The sequence below is a fragment of the Actinosynnema sp. CA-299493 genome (assembly GCF_050946825.1).
Classification (GTDB): domain Bacteria; phylum Actinomycetota; class Actinomycetes; order Mycobacteriales; family Pseudonocardiaceae; genus Actinosynnema.
In genome coordinates this window covers 617756-635036 of sequence record NZ_CP191993.1, presented here as the reverse complement: position 1 = coordinate 635036, position 17281 = coordinate 617756, and the positions used below count along the sequence as shown (strand labels likewise).

12 protein-coding genes are annotated in these 17281 nt (G+C 74.4%); 7 read left to right on the top strand and 5 right to left on the bottom strand.

The annotated features are described in order from the left end of the window. Positions 1-27: 27 nt before the first annotated feature. Entirely contained in the window at positions 28-4050 is a 4023-nt protein-coding gene (locus tag ACQPYE_RS03150) for an nSTAND1 domain-containing NTPase (RefSeq protein ID WP_498719028.1), read from the top strand. A gap of 229 nt (positions 4051-4279) precedes the next feature. Further along, positions 4280-4753, top strand: coding sequence for a DUF2165 domain-containing protein (locus ACQPYE_RS03145; RefSeq protein WP_498719027.1), 474 nt, complete (start codon positions 4280-4282; stop codon positions 4751-4753). Between the two features lie 83 nt (positions 4754-4836). Here the strand turns inward: ACQPYE_RS03145 and ACQPYE_RS03140 are convergent, their stop codons facing one another. Continuing rightward, positions 4837-7248, bottom strand: coding sequence for a helix-turn-helix transcriptional regulator (locus ACQPYE_RS03140; protein ID WP_498719026.1), 2412 nt, complete (start codon positions 7246-7248; stop codon positions 4837-4839). Further along, positions 7245-8510 (bottom strand): Hsp70 family protein, encoded by a 1266-nt coding sequence (locus ACQPYE_RS03135; RefSeq protein ID WP_498719025.1) that lies wholly within the window; start codon positions 8508-8510, stop codon positions 7245-7247. The genes ACQPYE_RS03140 and ACQPYE_RS03135 overlap by 4 nt, the downstream gene beginning before the upstream one ends. 244 nt (positions 8511-8754) lie before the next feature. Here ACQPYE_RS03135 and ACQPYE_RS03130 point away from each other — a divergent pair, with 244 nt between their 5' ends. From ACQPYE_RS03130 to ACQPYE_RS03120, 3 genes are all read left to right on the top strand, one after another. Next, a complete protein-coding gene (locus ACQPYE_RS03130; protein ID WP_498719024.1) occupies positions 8755-9666 on the top strand; it encodes an IniB N-terminal domain-containing protein in 912 nt (303 codons plus the stop codon). 129 nt (positions 9667-9795) lie between these two features. Then, a complete protein-coding gene (locus ACQPYE_RS03125; RefSeq protein WP_498719023.1) occupies positions 9796-11604 on the top strand; it encodes a dynamin family protein in 1809 nt (602 codons plus the stop codon). Further along, entirely contained in the window at positions 11601-13004 is a 1404-nt protein-coding gene (locus ACQPYE_RS03120) for a GTPase domain-containing protein (protein WP_498719022.1), read from the top strand. Before ACQPYE_RS03125 ends, ACQPYE_RS03120 begins: the two co-directional genes overlap by 4 nt. A 10-nt stretch (positions 13005-13014) precedes the next feature. On the opposite strand, the gene ACQPYE_RS03115 is transcribed toward ACQPYE_RS03120, so the two are convergent. After that, positions 13015-13830 carry a LysR family transcriptional regulator gene (locus ACQPYE_RS03115; protein ID WP_498719021.1) on the bottom strand — a complete coding sequence of 272 codons (816 nt, stop codon included), beginning with the start codon at positions 13828-13830 and terminating at the stop codon, positions 13015-13017. A 76-nt stretch (positions 13831-13906) separates the two neighbouring features. Here ACQPYE_RS03115 and ACQPYE_RS03110 point away from each other — a divergent pair, with 76 nt between their 5' ends. Next, a complete protein-coding gene (locus tag ACQPYE_RS03110; protein ID WP_498719020.1) occupies positions 13907-14764 on the top strand; it encodes a PhzF family phenazine biosynthesis protein in 858 nt (285 codons plus the stop codon). Between the two features lie 69 nt (positions 14765-14833). Here ACQPYE_RS03110 and ACQPYE_RS03105 read toward each other — a convergent pair whose 3' ends face one another. After that, positions 14834-15265: a nitroreductase family deazaflavin-dependent oxidoreductase gene (locus ACQPYE_RS03105; protein WP_498719019.1), complete on the bottom strand. Its 432-nt coding sequence runs from the start codon at positions 15263-15265 to the stop codon at positions 14834-14836. Between the two features lie 190 nt (positions 15266-15455). Between ACQPYE_RS03105 and ACQPYE_RS03100 the strand changes: the two genes are divergently transcribed. Beyond that, positions 15456-16442 carry a LysR family transcriptional regulator gene (locus ACQPYE_RS03100; protein ID WP_498719018.1) on the top strand — a complete coding sequence of 329 codons (987 nt, stop codon included), beginning with the start codon at positions 15456-15458 and terminating at the stop codon, positions 16440-16442. Here the strand turns inward: ACQPYE_RS03100 and ACQPYE_RS03095 are convergent. After that, on the bottom strand, positions 16439-17239 hold the full coding sequence (locus ACQPYE_RS03095; RefSeq protein WP_498719017.1) for an SDR family oxidoreductase: 801 nt from the start codon (positions 17237-17239) through the stop codon (positions 16439-16441). The two genes, ACQPYE_RS03100 and ACQPYE_RS03095, sit on opposite strands and share 4 nt — an antisense overlap. Between the last annotated feature and the right edge of the window lie 42 nt (positions 17240-17281).

Sequence of the window (17281 nt, the reverse complement as noted above, 5' to 3'; positions counted from 1 at the left end):
TCCGGTCAGGGGTCAGGTCCCCGTGCCGTGTTCGCGGAGCGGTTCGCGCTGCTCTACGCGGAGGCGGGCGATCCACCTCTGAAGAAGGTGACCGAGTCGGTCGGCCGCGCCAGGCGCGTCGACGAGCGCGGGCGACCGATCCGGGCGACCGCGCAACGGGTCAGCGACTGGCGTCGGGGGCGCAACGTGCCGGCCCGGTTCTCGGCACTCTCGGTAGTGCTTGAAATTTTGATCGGTGAGGCCAGGAAGTCGCGCCCGCAGCCGCCGGTGACCGAGTTGTACGACCTGGACGCGTGGCGCGCGCTGTGGGAGGAGGCGCTGGCCAGCCCGGTGGCGGCGGCCGACGACGAGGATCCGCCGAGCTCCGGCGAAATCGGCGTGTGCCCTTATCGGGGATTGGCCGCGTTCCAGCCCGAGGATTCCGGTTGGTTCTTCGGCCGGGAACGCAGCACGGCCGCGTTGGTGGCCCGGCTCGGCAACGCCGCGGAAACCGGTGGGATCGTGATGCTGGTCGGCGCGTCGGGCGCCGGAAAATCCTCGTTGGTGCGCGCGGGCGTCATTCCTTCCATTCGCGACGGCGCCTTGGGCATCGCCGGTTCGACGGCGTGGCCGGCGGTCGTCATCACGCCCGGCGCGGACCCGGTGAAGGAATTGATCCGGCAGGTCCCGGAATTGGCCGAGATCCTGGACGTGGCGCTTTCCCTGGACGGGGCGGACCTCGACCCGGCGGCCTCCGGGCACGGTCCGGACAGGTTCCTCGGGCAGACGCTGATGGGCGTGCTGCGGTTCGCCGGGCAGATCCGGGCGGCGTTCGCGGCGTACGCGGCGCGGCACGGCGGTGACCGGGTGGTGGTCGTGGTCGACCAGTTCGAGGAGGCGTTCACGCTGTCCTCGGACGAGAACCGGTTGCAGGTGTTCGTCCAGGCGCTGAACGTGGCGTGCACGCCCGCGGTGCCCGGCGGCACGCCGTCCGCGCTGGTGCTGGTCGGCGTGCGGGCCGACTTCTACGGCCGCTGCCTGGCGTACCCGGAGCTGGCCGACGCGTTGCAGGACCGGCAGATGGTGCTCGGCCCGATGACGTCGGCGGAGCTGCGGGAGGCGGTGTCGCGGCCCGCGAAGGCGGCGGGCCTGCAACTGGAGCCCGGGCTGATCGAGCTGATGCTGCGCGACCTCGGCGTGCGCAGCGGGCGCGCGCAGGGGCGGGCAGGACAGGGCGCGTACGACGCGGGCGCGTTGCCGCTGCTGTCGCACGCCCTGCTGGCCACCTGGCAGCGCCGGGCCGCGGGCAAGCTGACCATCGCGGGCTACCGCTCGGCGGGCGGCATCCAGGGCGCGGTCGCGGCCACCGCGGAACGGGCGTGGGCCGACCTCGCGCCGGAGGCGCAGCAGGCCGCGCGGCCGTTGCTGCTGCGGCTGGTCCGCGTCGGCGAGGACACCCAGGACACCCGCCGCCGCTCCACCCGGCACGAGCTGGTCGACCAGGCGTCGAACCGGGCCGCCGGCGAGGAGGCGCTGGAGGTGCTGGCGCGGGCCCGGCTGGTCACGCTCGACGCGGGGTCGGTGGAGATCACGCACGAAGCGCTGCTCCAGGCGTGGCCGCGGCTGCGCAGCTGGATCGACCAGGACCGGGAGGGCCAGCTGCTGCGGCAGCGGCTGGAGGAGGACGCGGCGACCTGGGCGGGCCAGGACCGCGACTCGTCGCTGCTCTACCGGGGCGCGCGGCTGGAGACCGCGCGGCACTGGGCGGACGCGGCGGGCCCCGAGGGGGTGACCGGCACCGCCCAGGACTTCCTCGCGGTGTCGACGCAGTACCGCAGGCGCGCGGCGTGGGGCAGGCGGGCCGCGGTGGCGTGCGTGGTCGTGCTGGCGCTCATCGCCGCGACGGCCGCCGTGCTGGCCGTGCGGCAGCGCGACGACGCGGTGTTCCGGCAGGTGGTGGCGGAGGCGGACCGGTTGCAGGAGTCCGACCCGTCGGCGTCGGCGCAGCTGACCCTGGTCGCGCACCGGATGCGGCCCGACGACCAGGAGGTGCGGACCCGGCTGCTGTCCACGCAGGCGACGCCGCTGGCGGTGCCGCTGGTCGGGCACACCGGCCCGGTGTACCTCACGTCCTACTCCCCGGACGGGAGGTTCCTGGCCACCGCGAGCTTCGACGAGACCGTGCGGCTGTGGGACCTGCGCGACCGGGACAACCCCGTGCAGCTCGGCCCGCCGCTGCCCGGCCACCGCAGCTGGGTGTCCTCCGCCGTGTTCAGCCCCGACGGCAGGACCCTGGCCACCGCGGGCGACGACGCCACCGTGCGGCTGTGGGACGTCAGCGACCCGGAACGGCCGCGCTCGCTCGGCGAGCCGTTGCGGGGCGACAACGACACCGTCTACCTGCTGGCGTTCACGCCCGACTCCCGGACGCTGGTCACCGCCAACGGCGACCGCACGGCGCGGCTGTGGGACGTGTCCGACCCGGCCGAGCCCCGGCCGCTGGGCGAGCCGCTGGGCGGGCACACCAGGCCGGTGCGCTCGATCGCGGTCAGCCCGGACGGCGCGCTGCTGGCCACCGGGGGCGACGACCGGACCGTGGTGGTGTTCGACGTGCGCGACCCCGCCCACCCGGAGCAGGTCGGCGAGCCGATCACCGGGTTCGAGAACACCGTGCACTCGCTGGCGTTCAGCCCGGGTAGCCGGTTGCTGGCGGGCGGTGGCGAGGACCACAGCGTGCGGCTGTTCGACCTGGCGGACCCGGCGGCGCCGAGGCCCGTCGGACGGCCGCTGATCGACCACGCCGAGGGCGTGTGGTCGGTGGCGTTCAGCCCGAGCGGCCGGGTCCTCGCGGCGGCCGGCGCCGACGGCACCACCCGGCTGTGGAACATCACCGACCCGGCGCACCCCATCCCCCTCGGTCAGCCGCTGACGGGCCGCAACGGCATCGTGTACGCGGTGTCGTTCAGCCCGGACGGCCGCACCCTGGCCACCGGCAGCCAGGACTCCGTGGTGCGGCTGTGGTCCCTGCCGCCCGGCGTGCTCGTCGGGCACTCGGCGCGCACCATCGGTCCCCGCTTCACCCCCGACCACCACCACCTCGTGTCGGCGGCCGAGGACGAGACGATCCGGGTGTGGGACATCGGCGACCAGGCCGTGCCGAAGTCGACCGCCGTGGTCTCGCACGGCGCGGGGGTGTGGTCGCTGGCGTTGAGCGACGACGGCGTCACGCTGGCCAGCGTGAGCGACAAGACGGTGCGGCTGTGGGACCTCACCGACCCGCACGACCCCAGACCGCTCGGCGAGCCGATCGAGGTGGGCACCCGCTACAGCTCGCCGGTGGCGTTCCGGGCCGACGGCCGCGTCCTGGTCACCGGTTCCGACGACAACTCCGTGCAGCTGTGGGACATCAGCGACCGCGGGCGACCGGAGCCGCTCGGCCTCCCGCTCGTCGGCCACGACGCGTACGTGCACTACGTGGGGTTCACCCCGGACGGGAAGACGCTGGTCACGGCCAGCGCGGACAAGACCGTGCGGCTGTGGAACGTGACCGACCCGGCCACCGCCCAGCCGATCGGCCGGCCGCTGACCGGGCACGACAGCGCGGTGCGCGCGGGCGACATCAGCCCCGACGGCCGCACCCTGGCCACCGCGGGCGACGACCGGACGATCCGGCTGTGGGACCTGACCGTGCCGAACCGGGTCAAGCCGATCGGCGCGCCGCTGACCGGGCACGTCGAGGCGGCGGTGACGGTGGCGTTCAGCCCGGACGGGCGGACGCTGGCCAGCGGCGGGGAGGACCGCACGATCCGGCTGTGGGACGTGCACGACCTCCAGCGCCCCACCCCCGTCGGCCAGGTGCTGACCGGGCACGACGGCGGGTTGCGGGACATCGCGTTCAGCCCGGACGGCCGCAGGCTGGCGTCCACCAGCTCCGACAGCACGGTCCGGGTGTGGGACCTCGACCTTCAGCACGTGATCAGCCGGATCTGCCTCAAGACCAAGGGCGTGCTGCCGAAGGAGCGGTGGGACGAGCACCTGCCGCAGCTGGACTACGAGCCGCCCTGCCCCTGACCCCTCCTCGGGCGCCCACCCCACCCCGAACCCCCGACTGGTCCAGACCGCATCCGGGCGCGGCCGGCCGGGTCGCGCGCCGGACCGGGCCCGGCCACCCGCCGACCTGCGGTTCGGGGCGCCGCCGGACCCCGTCCCGGCCGACCGCGGGCCGGTGAAGGTGAAATCCGCTCGTGGACTTCCGGTCGATCGTGACTACGTTCTACAGATCATGCGTCTACTTGCCAGGGTGGGGAGCCTGAAAGCGGCGGTCACGGCGCTGACCGGGATCACCGCGCTCTACATGGCTCTCGTCGCGTTCGGGAACATCACCGACTACGAGACCAACCACGCGTTCGTCCAGCACGTGTTCGCGATGGACACCACGTTCGGCTCGCCCAGCACGTCGTGGCGCGCCATCACGAACCCGGCCGTGGTGACCGCGGCCTACGTGCTGATCATCATCTGGGAGGCGGTCACCGCGCTGGTGCTGCTGGCCGGCCTGGTCGCCTGGCTGCGCCGCCGGGAGGACCTGGCGCGCCGGCTGTCGTCGACGGGCTGGGTGATGCAGGCGCTGCTGTTCGGCGGCGGCTTCATCGCGATCGGCGGCGAGTGGTTCCTCATGTGGCAGTCCAAGGACTGGAACGGGTTGTCGGCCGCGTTCCAGAACTTCGTGATCGCCGCGCTCGGCCTCATCCTGCTGCACGCGGGCAAGCGCGACTGAGTCGAGACCGCTCCGGCACGAACGCGGTGAGCGTCCGCCGGACCTCCGCGCCGGTGCTGCCAGGCCGGCGCGGGCTGCGGTCTCTAGCCGACGATCTGGCGGAGCTGGTCCAGCAGCTCGGCCCGGCTGGTGCAGCCGAGCCGCTGCCGGATGCGGGCCACGTGGTGCTCGACCGTCTTGGCCGAGATGAACAGCCGGTCGCCGACCTGCTTGTAGGTCAGCCCGTTGACGACCAGCTCGGCCACCTCGCGCTCGCGGTCGCTGAGCTTGCCCGCGTCGGCCGCCTCCACGGCCGGTTCGGGCTGCCTGCGCGTGGTCGCGGAGGTGCGCCCCTGGAGCAGTCGGGCGCAGTCCAGGAGCCGCACCATCGCCTGGCGGTCCGACGTCCGGATCGCGGCCTGGCCCGCCAGCCTGGCCGCGTCCCACCACTGGCCGACCGCCTGCAAGCCGCGCGCGGACTCCTCGACCTGGTCGGCGTCCACCTTGCCCGCCACCACGTCGAGCCAGCTCTCCGCCGCCGTCGACACGATCCGGGCGTACCGGCTCCGGTCCCGGCACGCGGCCAGCGACGCGGCGTGCTCCTCGGCGACGGACGCCTCCTCGGCGATGATCGCCGCGTGCAGCGCGCTCCAGTGCAGCGGCACGGCCCACAGGCTCGGCTCGCCCAGGTCCCGCAACAGGGTCCGCGCGGCGGCGAGGTGCGGCGCCAGCCGGTGCTGGTCGCGCAGCCGCGCGGCGGCGGTGGCGAACTCGCCGAGCGGCAGGAACGTGAACAGGTCCACGGGGTGCCTCAGCACCGCCTCGCACGCCTGCTCCCACGTCCGCTTCAACGTCGCCAGGTCGCTGTCGCGCCGCGCGACGCCGATCTCCAGCGCCACCGCGAACAGCCAGTCGCGCGGTTCCAGCGGGCGGCCGGCCTTCCGCAGCGCCACCAGCGCTTCCCTGGCCTGCGCGAGGTTGCCGCGCTGCATCGCGATCCACGCCCGCAGCAGCCGGTGCCGCACGACCATCAGCGCGCCGCCCGAGGACGTCGCCATCGCCCGGTCCAGCACCGATTCCGCGACGCCCGGCTCACCGCTGTGCAGCGCCACCAGCGCGGCCAGCGCGGCGGGCGTGTCCGGTAGCAGCACGGCGCCACCGGCCGGTTCGAGCAGGCCCGCCGCACGCACCAAAGTGGACAGCGAGGTGGTCGCGGACGACGTCACCGACTCCACCACGCCTTGCGCCATCAGGGAAGCGCCGCCGTCGAGCATGGTCGGCGGCGCGACGGGCAGCGCCGCGGTCGGCAGCCGCCCGGTGCCGACCTGGCCGATCACCGCGAACGCCGACGACGTCGAGCTCGGCGACCAGCGGTGCAGCTCCGTGCTGCGGGCCAGCTGTCCCCGGTGCGCCAACGCGATGGCGGCCACTTCCGCCGCCGCGCCCCGGTGCGCGGTGTCCCCGCTGGAGATCACCCGGTCCGCGAGCCGCAGCGCCGCGTCGAGGTCGCCCGCCATGGCCGAGGCCACCGCCCGCCGCACGGCCACGTCGGCGCCCGCCGTGCCGATGGCGGCCAGCAGCCGGGCCGCCAACGCCGGTTCCGCGGCCAGCGCCTCGTCGGCCGCCGCCCGGAACGCCTGCGCCATCCCCGGCCCGGCGACCCCGGTCCGGTCGTCCTCACCGCCGACGTCGACCAACGGCCGCACCAGGTCGAGCACGGGACCGCCGGACCGCAGTTGCAGCTCGACCAGCCGCTGCCGCACGGCGATCCGCCGATCGGCCCGGCTCAGCGTGGCCACCGCCAGCCGGGCGACGGGCAGCAACGTCCCGTCGGCCGCGACCAGGCCGGTGGCCCGGCCCGCCTCGATCACGTCGCCGACCGCGTCGGCGTCGACCCCGAGCAGCCCGCCGAGCAGGTCCAGCCGCAGCGCCGCGCCCGCCTCGGCGGCCAGCAGGTACTTGCGCACGTCGGCGTCCAGCCAGTCCAGGTCGGCCCGGAACGACGCCACCACCTCGGGCGTCACCTCCGCCGCGGTCAGTCCGGCCAGCCGCCGCACGAACCGCGGCACGCCACCGGTCTGCTGGTGCACGAAGTCCGCCAGGCCCCGCGCGGACGCGGGCAGCACCGCCCGCACCTGCTCCCGGGTGAACGGCTCCAGCATCAACGACGGGCGCGCCCGCCCGGCCGCCTCGGCCAACGCCGCCAGCGCGCGCGACCGCGGCCACGGTCGGTAGGCCACCACGACGTGCTCGTCCCCCCGTTCGACGAGCGAGCGCAGCGCCGACAGCTCGGCGTCCGGCAGCAGGTGCGCGTCGTCCACGACCGCGGCCGGCGCGCCGACCTCCTCGAACGCCCGGGTGATCTCCCGCAGCACGGTGGTCTTGCCGTACCCGCCGGGCGCGACCACGCCCAGCCGGAGCACCGGCCCGGAGCCGGCGGCTGCCGCCGCGACGGCGTCCAGGACCTGTGCGACCTGGTGGGACAGCACCGGACGGGCGATCGCGCTCGGGCTCAACGGCCATCCTCGCTGTCACGGGCGCGGCGCCCACCGGTCGGCACGAGCCCGCGCACGACGCGCTTCACGGTGCGCCGTTCCGGCAGGTCGAGCGGTGTGATGTCGACGGGCGGGCGGGGCGGCGGCGCGGTGAGCTCCGCCGCCGGCGCTTCCGGACCACCCACGGGGAACCTCAGCAGCGGGTCGTCGTCGCGGACCATGACCGAGGTCTCGATCGGCTCGGGCTCGGCGTCGGGCCCGATCACGAGCCTGCGCGCGGCCAGCGCCGCACCCTTCACCACCGACGTCTCGGGCGCGGCCTCCAGCACCACCCGGCCGGGCACGGACGCCGCGACCAGCGGGATGCGGGCGCTGCCGCCCACGAGCACGGTCATCTCCACGTCACCGGCGACCCTGGCGAAGACGGCGGCGGCCTGCTCCACGTCCGGCCGGATCAGGTCCTCGAACCGCGCGCGGGTGATCGGCACGTCCACCGGCCCGGACGGCAGGTGCACCGGGATCGACGTCTCCACCGCGCCCGACAGCACCCGCTTGGCCGCCTCGCAGTCGCGCCGCAGCCGGGCGAGCAGGCCGCGGGTGCGGGGGTCGTCGGCGTCCAGCTCCGCCAACGCCCGGCCGAGCGAGGTCCGCACGTGCGCGAACACCGCGTCGTCGAAGTCCGCGCCGGCGGCCTGGTCGACCCCCTCGGCGGTGTTGAGCAGCTCGAACCCCCGGCCGACCGCCGCCGCGCCGAACCCGTGGCTGCCGAGGCTGAACACGCCGAGCGACCCGGCGAACGACCGGGTGTACGCGTGGTTCTCGGCCGCCGCGACGGGTTCCGGCACCAACGACGCCGCCACGCCGAGCGACCGCAGCGCCCGGTGCGCCAGGCCCTTGGCGTGGGCGCCCCAGCCGGACGGGTGCGCGAGCACGACGTGCGCGGGCCGCTCGCCCTCGCGGGCGGCCACCTGGTCGACCACCCACCTGACCACGAGCGCGGTCAGCTCCTCCGCCGGGAAGCTCTCGGCGACGCCGTCCGCGCCGAGCACGACCGGCACCGGGTCGCCGACCCGGCGGCCGAAACCGGTGGCGGTCCACCGCGGGTCGCCCGGCTCGCCGACCGCGAACGCGCCGTCCGGCAGGAGCTGGAGCGTCGACGCCACCCCGCCGCCAGGACCGCCGAGGCCGACCACCTCGGGCTCGCCGCGCCCGGCCCCGCCCAGCCTGCACACGGCGGCGGCGGTGCGCGTGGTGCCCACGTCGACCCCGAGGACGTATGGCAACCCGGAGCCTCCTCACTCACCTGAACGATCTACCGGCAGTACCTACACGGGTGACGAGATGGTCACAAGGTGATCCCCTAATCCCCTAGGGAGTGAACGAGAAGCACCCCACAGTGGTTGCGGCATCTACTGGGAGTAATCCCCGATGGCCGGTGATCCCCCCGCTCCTACCGTGATCACCACGCCGGGCCTCACCCCTGCCGGACCGGCTACCCGCGTCCTACTCGACCAGGAGACATCCACCATGGGCTCCAGCCCCACCACGTTGCACGACTTCGTTCTCGACCTGCTCAGCGACCCGACCGCGCTGGCCGACTTCCAGGCCGACGCCGAGGGCACCCTGGCGAAGGCGGGCCTGAGCGACATCAGTGCCCTGGACGTGCAGGAAGTCATCCCGCTGGTGCTCGACTACGTGCCGACCGGGGGCCTGCCCGCCCTCGACGGCTCGCTGCTCGAGGACCTGCCGCTCGACCTGGTCGACGCGGGCCAGGCCGGCGCGATCTTCCAGCTCAAGGCCGTCACGGACCAGCTCGCGGTGTCGGGTGCCACCGGCGCCGGCGACGTCAAGGCCGCCGTGGCGGGCACGCTCAGCGCGGACGCCGACGGCCTGTCCGTCTTCGGCGGCGTCTCGAGCTGGGACCTGCTGGACGGGGCCGCCTCGGCGGAGCTGACGGTCGAGGGTGACTTCTCCGCGGTGGGCGACGTGACCGACACCCTGGACGGCACGACGCACACCGCCACCGGTCAGGTCTCGGACCTGACCGGCACGGCGACCGGCACGCTGGACGGCGCCGTCGCCACCGCCGGTGGGGTCACCGGCTCGCTGCCGGGCGCGGAGGGCCTGACCAGCACCGCGTTCGGCGCCGTCGACACGCTCCACGGCGTGATCGGCGACGTGACCGGTGGCCTCACCGGCTCGCTGCCCGTCGGCGACCTCGGCGCCGTCGCGGGCCTGGACGACGCCCTGGGCGGCGTGTCCGGCTCCGCCGACTTCGACACCCACGGCGCCGCTCCCCTGGCCGACGTCACCGGCGCGGTCGCGGGCGTGGCGGACACCGCCGGCCTCGGCGGCGCGGTGAGCAACGTCACCGGCACGGTCGACGGCCTCGACCTGCCGGTCGTCGACTCGCTCGACCTGGACGACCTGCTCTTCTGAGACTGGTCGACCACCGGGGGGCCGGTCCCGCGCAGCCGCGGGACCGGCCCTCCTCTCGTTCCCGGAACGTGCCCGGAGCGTGTCCGGACTTTCACCCGGACGGGTTTTACCGGCACACTCTGCGGGGTGATGTCCGCGCCTTGGCTCGACGTGCTCGACGACACGATCCGGGCTTGCGCCGCGCACCACCGGCCCGACCTGGCCGAACGGTTGCGCGACAAGCGCGCCCGCCAGCTGGACCCCAAGCTCCGCGTGCTCGTGATCGGCGAGCCGAAGCAGGGCAAGAGCCAGCTCGTGAACGCGATGGTGAACGCCCCGGTCTGCGCGGTGGGTGACGACGTCACGACCACCGTCCCCACCTTCGTGCAGCACGCGGAGACCCCGTCGGCGGCACTCGTACGCGGCGCGTCCATCGCGAACACCCCCACCGAGCGCATCCCCGTGCCCTTGGACCAGCTCGCCGACGAGGTGGGCGGCCGGCACCACGGCGGCGACGTCGTGCGCGCCGAGGTCGGCATCCCGCGAGCCCTGCTGGACTCGGGCCTGGTGCTGATCGACACGCCGGGCGTGGGCGACCTGCGTCCCGCGCACACCGCGAGCACGTTCGCCGCGCTGCTCCAGGCCGACGCCGTGCTCATGGTCTCCGACGCGACGGCCGAGCTGACCGGTTCGGAGCTGGAGCTGATCAAGCAGGTCATGACGTCGTGCCCGAACGTGGTCGTGGTCCTCACCAAGATCGACATCACGGCGCAGTGGCGGCGGGTCCTGGAGCGCAACCGGGCGCACCTGGCCCGCGCGGGCGTGACCGCGAAGCTGGTGCCGGTGTCCGCCGCGCTGCGCCTGCGCGCGGCCAGGACCGGGGACAAGGCGCTCAACGCCGAGTCCGGCTTCCCCGAGCTGCTGGCCTGCGTGCGGCAGGACATCGTGGCCGCCGCCGACCACCTGGCCCGCCGCACGGTCGCGGTCACCGCCGCGTCGGCGATCAAGCAGCTGGTCGCGCCGGTGCGCGAGGAGCTGTCCGCCCGCGCCGCGCAGGGGCCGGAGAGGACGATCGCCGCGCTCAACGAGGCGCAGCGCCGCATCGACGAGCTGCGCCGCCGGTCCGCGCGCTGGCAGACCGTGCTGGCCGACGAGATGGCCGACCTGGTCTCCGACATCGAGTACGACCTGCGCGACCGCACCCGCAAGATCATCCGCGAGGTGGACCGGACGTTCGAGACCGCCGACCCGGCGCTGGGCTGGGACACGTTCGAGGCCTGGCTGGAGGACAACCTCACCGAGGCCGCCACCACGAACTTCGCCTGGCTGCTCGACCGCTCGGAGTGGGTGGCCGAGAAGGTCGCCAGGAGCTTCCCGGTCGTCCGCGACGACCTGCTGCCCGAGTCGGTCTTCCCGGACGACGTGCTCGACCGGGTCGCGCCGATGGACAAGCCGGTCATCGAGAAGTTCGGGGTGGCGCAGAAGGCGTTCACCGGCCTGAAAGGCTCCTACGGCGGCGTGCTGATGTTCGGCCTGGCCACCAGCCTCGCCGGGATGCCGCTGATCAACGCGATCTCGCTGGGCGCGGGCGCGCTGTTCGGCGGCAAGTCGATCATCGACGAGAGCGACCAGCGGCTGCGGCGCAGGCAGGCCGCCGCCAAGGCCGCCGCCGCCCGGCACGTGGACGACTTCTTCCTCAAGTTCAGCAAGGACTGCCGCGACGCGGCCCGGCACGTCCAGCGCAGCCTGCGCCACCACTTCGCCGCGCTAGCCGAGGAGTTGCAGGAGACGCTGCTCGAATCGGCCCGCAGCGCCCGCCGCGCGGTGCAGGACGACACCGCCGAGCGGGAGCGCCGCCACCGGGACGCCAAGCGGGAGCTGGACGACCTCGTGCAGCTCTACCACCGGGTCCAGGCGCTCGCGGGGGGCCAGGCGCCACCGCTGGGGATCAGCGCGTGACGCCTTCGGGCGAGGCGGGCGGCGGCGTGGCGCTGGAGGACGAGGTCTGGGCGTTGATCGAGGACGCCCTGGTGGTCTACCGGGACAGCCCGCGCGCGGTCGCGTGGCTGCGCGGGCACCAGGCGCGGTTCGGCGAGCCGGTGCGCGTGGCCGTGGCGGGCGCGCCGCGTTCGGGCAAGTCGACGGTGGTCAGCGCGTTGATCGGCGAGGAGTTCGCGCCGACCGGCGCCACCACGTGGTACCAGGACGGGCCCCGGCCCAGGGCGCACGTCGGCCAGTACGAGGTGCCGGTGGTCCGCCGTGACGGCAAGGCGTTCGTGGACGCGCCGGACGCCGAGCGCGTGACCGTCGAGTGGCCGTCCCGGTCGTTGCGCGACCTGACCCTGATCGACACGCCGGCGGGCGCGCCGGTCGAGCACGTCTACGGCGAGGCCGACGCGGTGCTGTACCTGACCCGGCACATGCACACCGCGGACGCGCGGTTCCTCCAGACCGCGCACGACCACCCGGTGGCGCGGGTCGCCCCGGTGAACACGGTGCTGGTGCTGTCGCGGGCCGACGAGATCGGCGGCGGCCGGATCGACGCGCTGTCGTCGGCCAAGCAGATCGCCCGCCGGTACCGGCGCGAGGCGACGGTGACCCCGTTGTGCCAGAACGTGGTCGCGGTGGCGGGGCTGCTCGCGGTGGCCGCGCGCACCCTGCGGGCGGAGGAGTTCGCCGCGCTGACCGCGCTGGCGTCGTTGGCGCGCGCGGAGTTGGACGACCACCTGCTGTCCGCGGACCGGTTCGTCGGCGAGGACTTCCCGGTGCGGCTGGAGCCGGCGGCGCGGCGGGGCCTGGTGGATCGGTTCGGCATCTTCGGCGTGCGGCTGACGACGACGTTGATCCGGCAGGGCTTCGACACGCAGGTGAAGCTGACCGGGCAGCTGGTGCAGCGCAGCGGGCTCGGCGAGCTGCGCGACTCGATCGGCGTCTACTTCACCGAGCGGCGGGAAGTGCTCAAGGCGCGGTCCGCGCTGCTGGGCCTGGACGTGGTGCTGCGCGCCGAGCCCCGGCCCGGTTCGGTCGGGTTGGCGGCGTCGGTGGAGCGGATCCTCGCCTCGGCGCACGACTTCCGGGAGCTGCGGCTGCTGGCCGCGTTGCAGGGCGGGCGCACGCGGCTGCCGGGTGACCTGGAGGCCGAGGCGTCGCGGTTGGTGGGCGGGTTGGGGACGAACCCGCTGGTGCGGCTGGGGATGGAGTACGAGCCGACGGAGGGCGAGCTGCGGCACGCCGTGCTGGAGACGCTGGGGCGGTGGCGGGAGCTCGCGGCGGACCCGGCGCTGGACCACGGGCAGCGGCGGGCGGCGGCCGTGGTCGTGCGCAGTTGCGAGGGGATGCTGGCGCAGCCGGTCGGGTGACCCGCCGACCTCAGCCCAGGGCCGCCGCCACCGCGCGGACGGCGGCGGACGGGGTCCGGCGCGGGTCCGTGACCAGGAACAGCGTGCTGTCGGGCAGTTCGCGGACGCGCTGGAGCGTGCCCGCGTCCAGGTGCTCGGCCACCGCGACGCGGGGCAGCACGGTCCAGCCCAGCCCGGCCACCACGCACGACCGCACGGCCTCGATGCTGCCGAACCGGGTGATGCTCGGCGTCGCGGGCAGGTCGCGCACGAACCGGTCGCTGTAGGAGCAGCCCTCCTCCAGCAGGAAGTACCGCTCGTCGAGCACCACGCCGGGCGCGGACACCAGCTCGATCGGCTCCACGCCGACGGCGGTCACCTTCAGACCCGGCGCGACCAGCGAGTCCTCCAGCACCAGCGCCAGGTCCAGGGTGCCGTTGCGGACGCCGGCCAGGGCCTGGCGGGTGCCCGCCGGCGAGAGGTGCACGGAGATGCCCGGCCAGCGCATCGCCACGTCCGCGACGCGTTGCGGCAACCGGTAGGCGCAGACCGACTCGGGCGCGGCTATCCGCACGTCGCCCTCCACCGCCGTGCTGCCGCGCACGGCGTCGCGCAGGCGTTGCTCGGAGGTGAGCACCTCGCGGGCGTGCTCGACGGCCTGCCGGCCCGCCTCGGTCAGCCGGGCGCCGCTGGGCAGCCGGTCGAACAGGCGCGCGCCCAGGTGCCGTTCCAGGGCTTTGACCTGGCTCGTCACCGTGGATTGCACGAGGTGCAGCTCCGCCGCGGTGGCGGTGAAGCTGCCCGTGCGCGCGAGCACCAGGAGGGTGCGCAGGAGGCGGGTGTCCACCAGATCGACAATACCGATCGGAGCCATCGCAGGGAATCGTTGGACTCGATGGTGAGTGGTGGGAGAAGCTGTCCGCATGAACGACGTGCGGGAACCCGCGACGCAGGAGCCGACCGTGCTCCGCTACAGCGCTTTCACCACCGACCCCGCCGGCGGCAACCCGGCCGGTGTCGTGCTCGACGCTACCGGCCTGGACGAGGGGGCGATGCTGCGGATCGCCGCCGACGTCGGCTACTCCGAGACCGCGTTCCTGTTCCCGCGCGGTGGCGGGTCGGAGTTCGACGTGCGGTACTTCAGCCCGTTGGTCGAGGTGCCGTTCTGCGGTCACGCGACCGTGGCGTCGGCGGTCGCGCTGGAGCGGGCGGGGACGGTGCGGTTCCACACGCCGGCGGGGCTGGTGGAGATCGCCGCGACGCCCGGGCGGGCGAGCCTGACCAGCGTGCCGACGTCGTCCGTCCCGGCACCGGACGGTGACGTGGCGGAGGCGTTGCGCGCGCTGGGGTGGTCGGCCGAGGACCTCGACCCCCGGTACCCGGCGCACTGGGCGTTCGGCGGGTCGAGGCACCTCGTGCTGGCGGTGCGCACGCGGGAGCGGTTGGCGGCGTTGGCGTACGACTTCGACGCGCTGGGCGACCTGCTGCGGGCCAACGACGCGGTGACCGCGCAGCTGGTGCACCAGCGGGGCGAGGACGTGTTCGACGCGCGCGACCCGTTCCCGGTGGGCGGGGTGGTGGAGGACCCGGCGACCGGGTCGGCCGCGGCGGCGTTCGGCGGGTACCTGCGGGCCGTCGGGCAGGTCGGGCGGCCCAGGGCGATCACCATCCACCAGGGCGTGGACATGGGTCGGCCCAGCCTGCTGGAGATCGCGGTCTCGCCCGACGACCCGCGGGTCACCGTGACCGGGGCGGCGGTGCGGATCCCGGTCGACGCCTGAACCCGGCAACCGCCGGACCCGGTCCACCTCCGAACCGGTCGACGCCGAACGGACCACCGCCGATCCAGGTCAGCCCTGGACGCGTTCCAGGACGACGATCGGGATCTCGCGGTCGGTCTTCTCGGCGTACTCGTCGTAGGCCGGCCACACCTCGGTCATCAGCTTCCAGAGCTTCGCGCGCTCCTCACCGGTCGCGGTGCGCGCCGTGGCCCGGAAGACGTCCGCCTTCACCTGCACCTCGGCCTCGTTGCGCTCGCTCAGGTTGCGGTACCAGGCGGGGTGCTCCGGCGCGCCGCCGTACGACGCGACGACCACGTAGGCGTCGCCGTAGGGCTGGTAGATCAACGCGGTCCGGCGGGGCTTGCCGGACTTCCGGCCGACCGTGGTCAGCAGGAGCGTGAAGACACCGGGCTGCCACTCGTGCCCCTCCGCGCCGCCGGACTCGACGTACTTGCGGATGTGCTCGTTCACCCAATCGACAGGGCTGTCCAGGACTGACATGCCTTGAAGTTACCCACAACGCGGCGGGACCGCCGGTCGTCCGCTCCGCGGTCACGACCGGCGGCCCCGGCCCGCTCAGTAGATCTGGCTCGCGTGACGCATCTGAATCTCCTCGGTCGCAGGGGAACCTGGCCAACTATGACCGGGCACAGGGCTGGCGGCTCATGCGAAAGGGGGATAGAAGAGCGTTATGCCCGAGCTCGAACTGCGCCACCTGCGCGCGGTGTGCGCGATCGCCGAAGAAGGCAGCCTCACCAAGGCCGCCTCGCGCCTGGGGCTCACGCAACCCGCGATGAGCGCCCAGCTGCGGACCGTCGAACGGATCGTGGGCGGTCGGCTGTTCGACCGGACGCCCGGCGGCTCCCTGCCCACCGACCTCGGCAAGCAGGTCGTCGGCACGGCCCGGCTGGTGCTCGACGAGGTCGCGCAGCTCGTCTCGCTGGCCCGCGCGCGGACCGGGGACGGCACCCCCGGCCCGCTGCTGGTGGGCGGGGTGCCCACCTTGTTCTTCGGGCACTTCGTGGAGGAGCTGCGCCGGGTGATCCCCTGTTCGGAGGTCCGCACCGAGATCACCCCCGGCGCGTCGGGCCTGCTCGAACTGCTGGTGTCGGGGCAGGTGCAGCTGGGCGTGCTGGACCGGTTCGAGGGGCTGGAGCGGCGGGAGCTGCGCGGGCTGGAGCTGCGGCGGCTGGTGAGCGAGCCGCAGTTCGTGGCGCTGCCGGAGGACGACCCGCTGGCCACGCGGGACGACGTCGACCTCGCCCGGTTGGCCGACCGGGACTGGGTCGCGCCGCCGGACGAGTTCGTCGGCAACCGGCTCCAGGTCTTCACGGCGTGCGCGGCGGCCGGGTTCACGCCCCGGTTCACCCACCACGTGAACGAGGCGAGCACCGCCCGCGGCCTGGTCGCCAACGGCGCGGTGTCGTTCGCGCTGCCGCAGTCGCGCGGCGGGGACGGGATCGTGATCCGGCCGCTGCGCGGCGCGCCGCTGATGGTGGACCTGATGCTGGCCACCCGCCGCGAGGGGCCCGCCGCCGGGCGGGCCCACGACGTGTTCGCCGCCGCGGCCCGGGCGTACCGCGCGGTGCTGCCCCGCAACCCGGGGTACGCGAAGTGGTGGGACGAGCACCCCGAAGCGCACCGGGAGATCGACGCGGCGCTGGCGGCCGGCGGTTAGCCCCGGAGCGCGTCCTCGATGGTGCGCGGCGCGCGGCCGATCAGCTTCTCCAGGTCGGGGCGGACCTCGGCGAGCGCGCCGCGGCCGATGTTGACCTCGATGTCGGCCAGCAGCTCGGCGAGGAAGTCCGGCAGGCCGAAGCCCTTCAGCCCGGCGACGCGGTCGGTCGCACCCACCTTCTCGTGCGTGGTGCCCGCCAGCGCGGCCAGCTCGTCGAAGCTCCACGCCCGCGGGCCGGTCAGCTCGTAGACCGCGTTCTCGTGGCCGGGGGTGCCGAGCACGACGGCGGCGGCCAGCGCCAGGTCGTCCCGGGACGCGCTGGCGATGCGCCCGTCGCCCGTGGCGCTGACGATCGGCCCGGGCCCGTGGGGGAGGTAGTTCTCGTGGTACATCCCGTTGCGCAGGAAGGTGAACGGGATCCCGGTGGCGCGGATCGCCTCTTCGGTCGCCTTGTGCACCGCGGCCAGCGCGAGCGGCGAGGTGTCCGCGTCCGTGACGGACGTGTAGACGATGTGACGCACGCCGGCGTCGACGGCTGCCTGGACCGCCTTGCGGTGGAGTCGGACGCGGATCTCGTCCGGCCCGTCGATCGACACCAGCAGCAGCGTCTCCACGCCGGCGAACGTGTCGGCGAGGGGGCCGTCGAAGTCGCCCGGCCGGACCTCGACGCCCAGGCCCTCGGCCTTGCGCGGGTCGCGGACGGAGACGGCGAGCCGGTCGGCCGGGAGGCGGGTCAGGGTGTGCTTCAGGATCAGGGAGCCCAGGTGGCCGGTCGCGCCGGTGATCAAGGTCGTCATGCGGCAAACCGTAGGTGGGGTGCTAACTATTCGTAAGTACCT

Coding starts and splice junctions, on each gene's coding strand:
- ACQPYE_RS03130 (WP_498719024.1), top strand. CDS start 8,755: ATGGGCTCCAGCCCCACCACGTTGCACGACTTCGTTCTCGACCTGCTC.
- ACQPYE_RS03125 (WP_498719023.1), top strand. CDS start 9,796: ATGTCCGCGCCTTGGCTCGACGTGCTCGACGACACGATCCGGGCTTGC.
- ACQPYE_RS03110 (WP_498719020.1), top strand. CDS start 13,907: ATGAACGACGTGCGGGAACCCGCGACGCAGGAGCCGACCGTGCTCCGC.
- ACQPYE_RS03105 (WP_498719019.1), bottom strand. CDS start 15,265: ATGTCAGTCCTGGACAGCCCTGTCGATTGGGTGAACGAGCACATCCGC.
- ACQPYE_RS03100 (WP_498719018.1), top strand. CDS start 15,456: ATGCCCGAGCTCGAACTGCGCCACCTGCGCGCGGTGTGCGCGATCGCC.
- ACQPYE_RS03095 (WP_498719017.1), bottom strand. CDS start 17,239: ATGACGACCTTGATCACCGGCGCGACCGGCCACCTGGGCTCCCTGATC.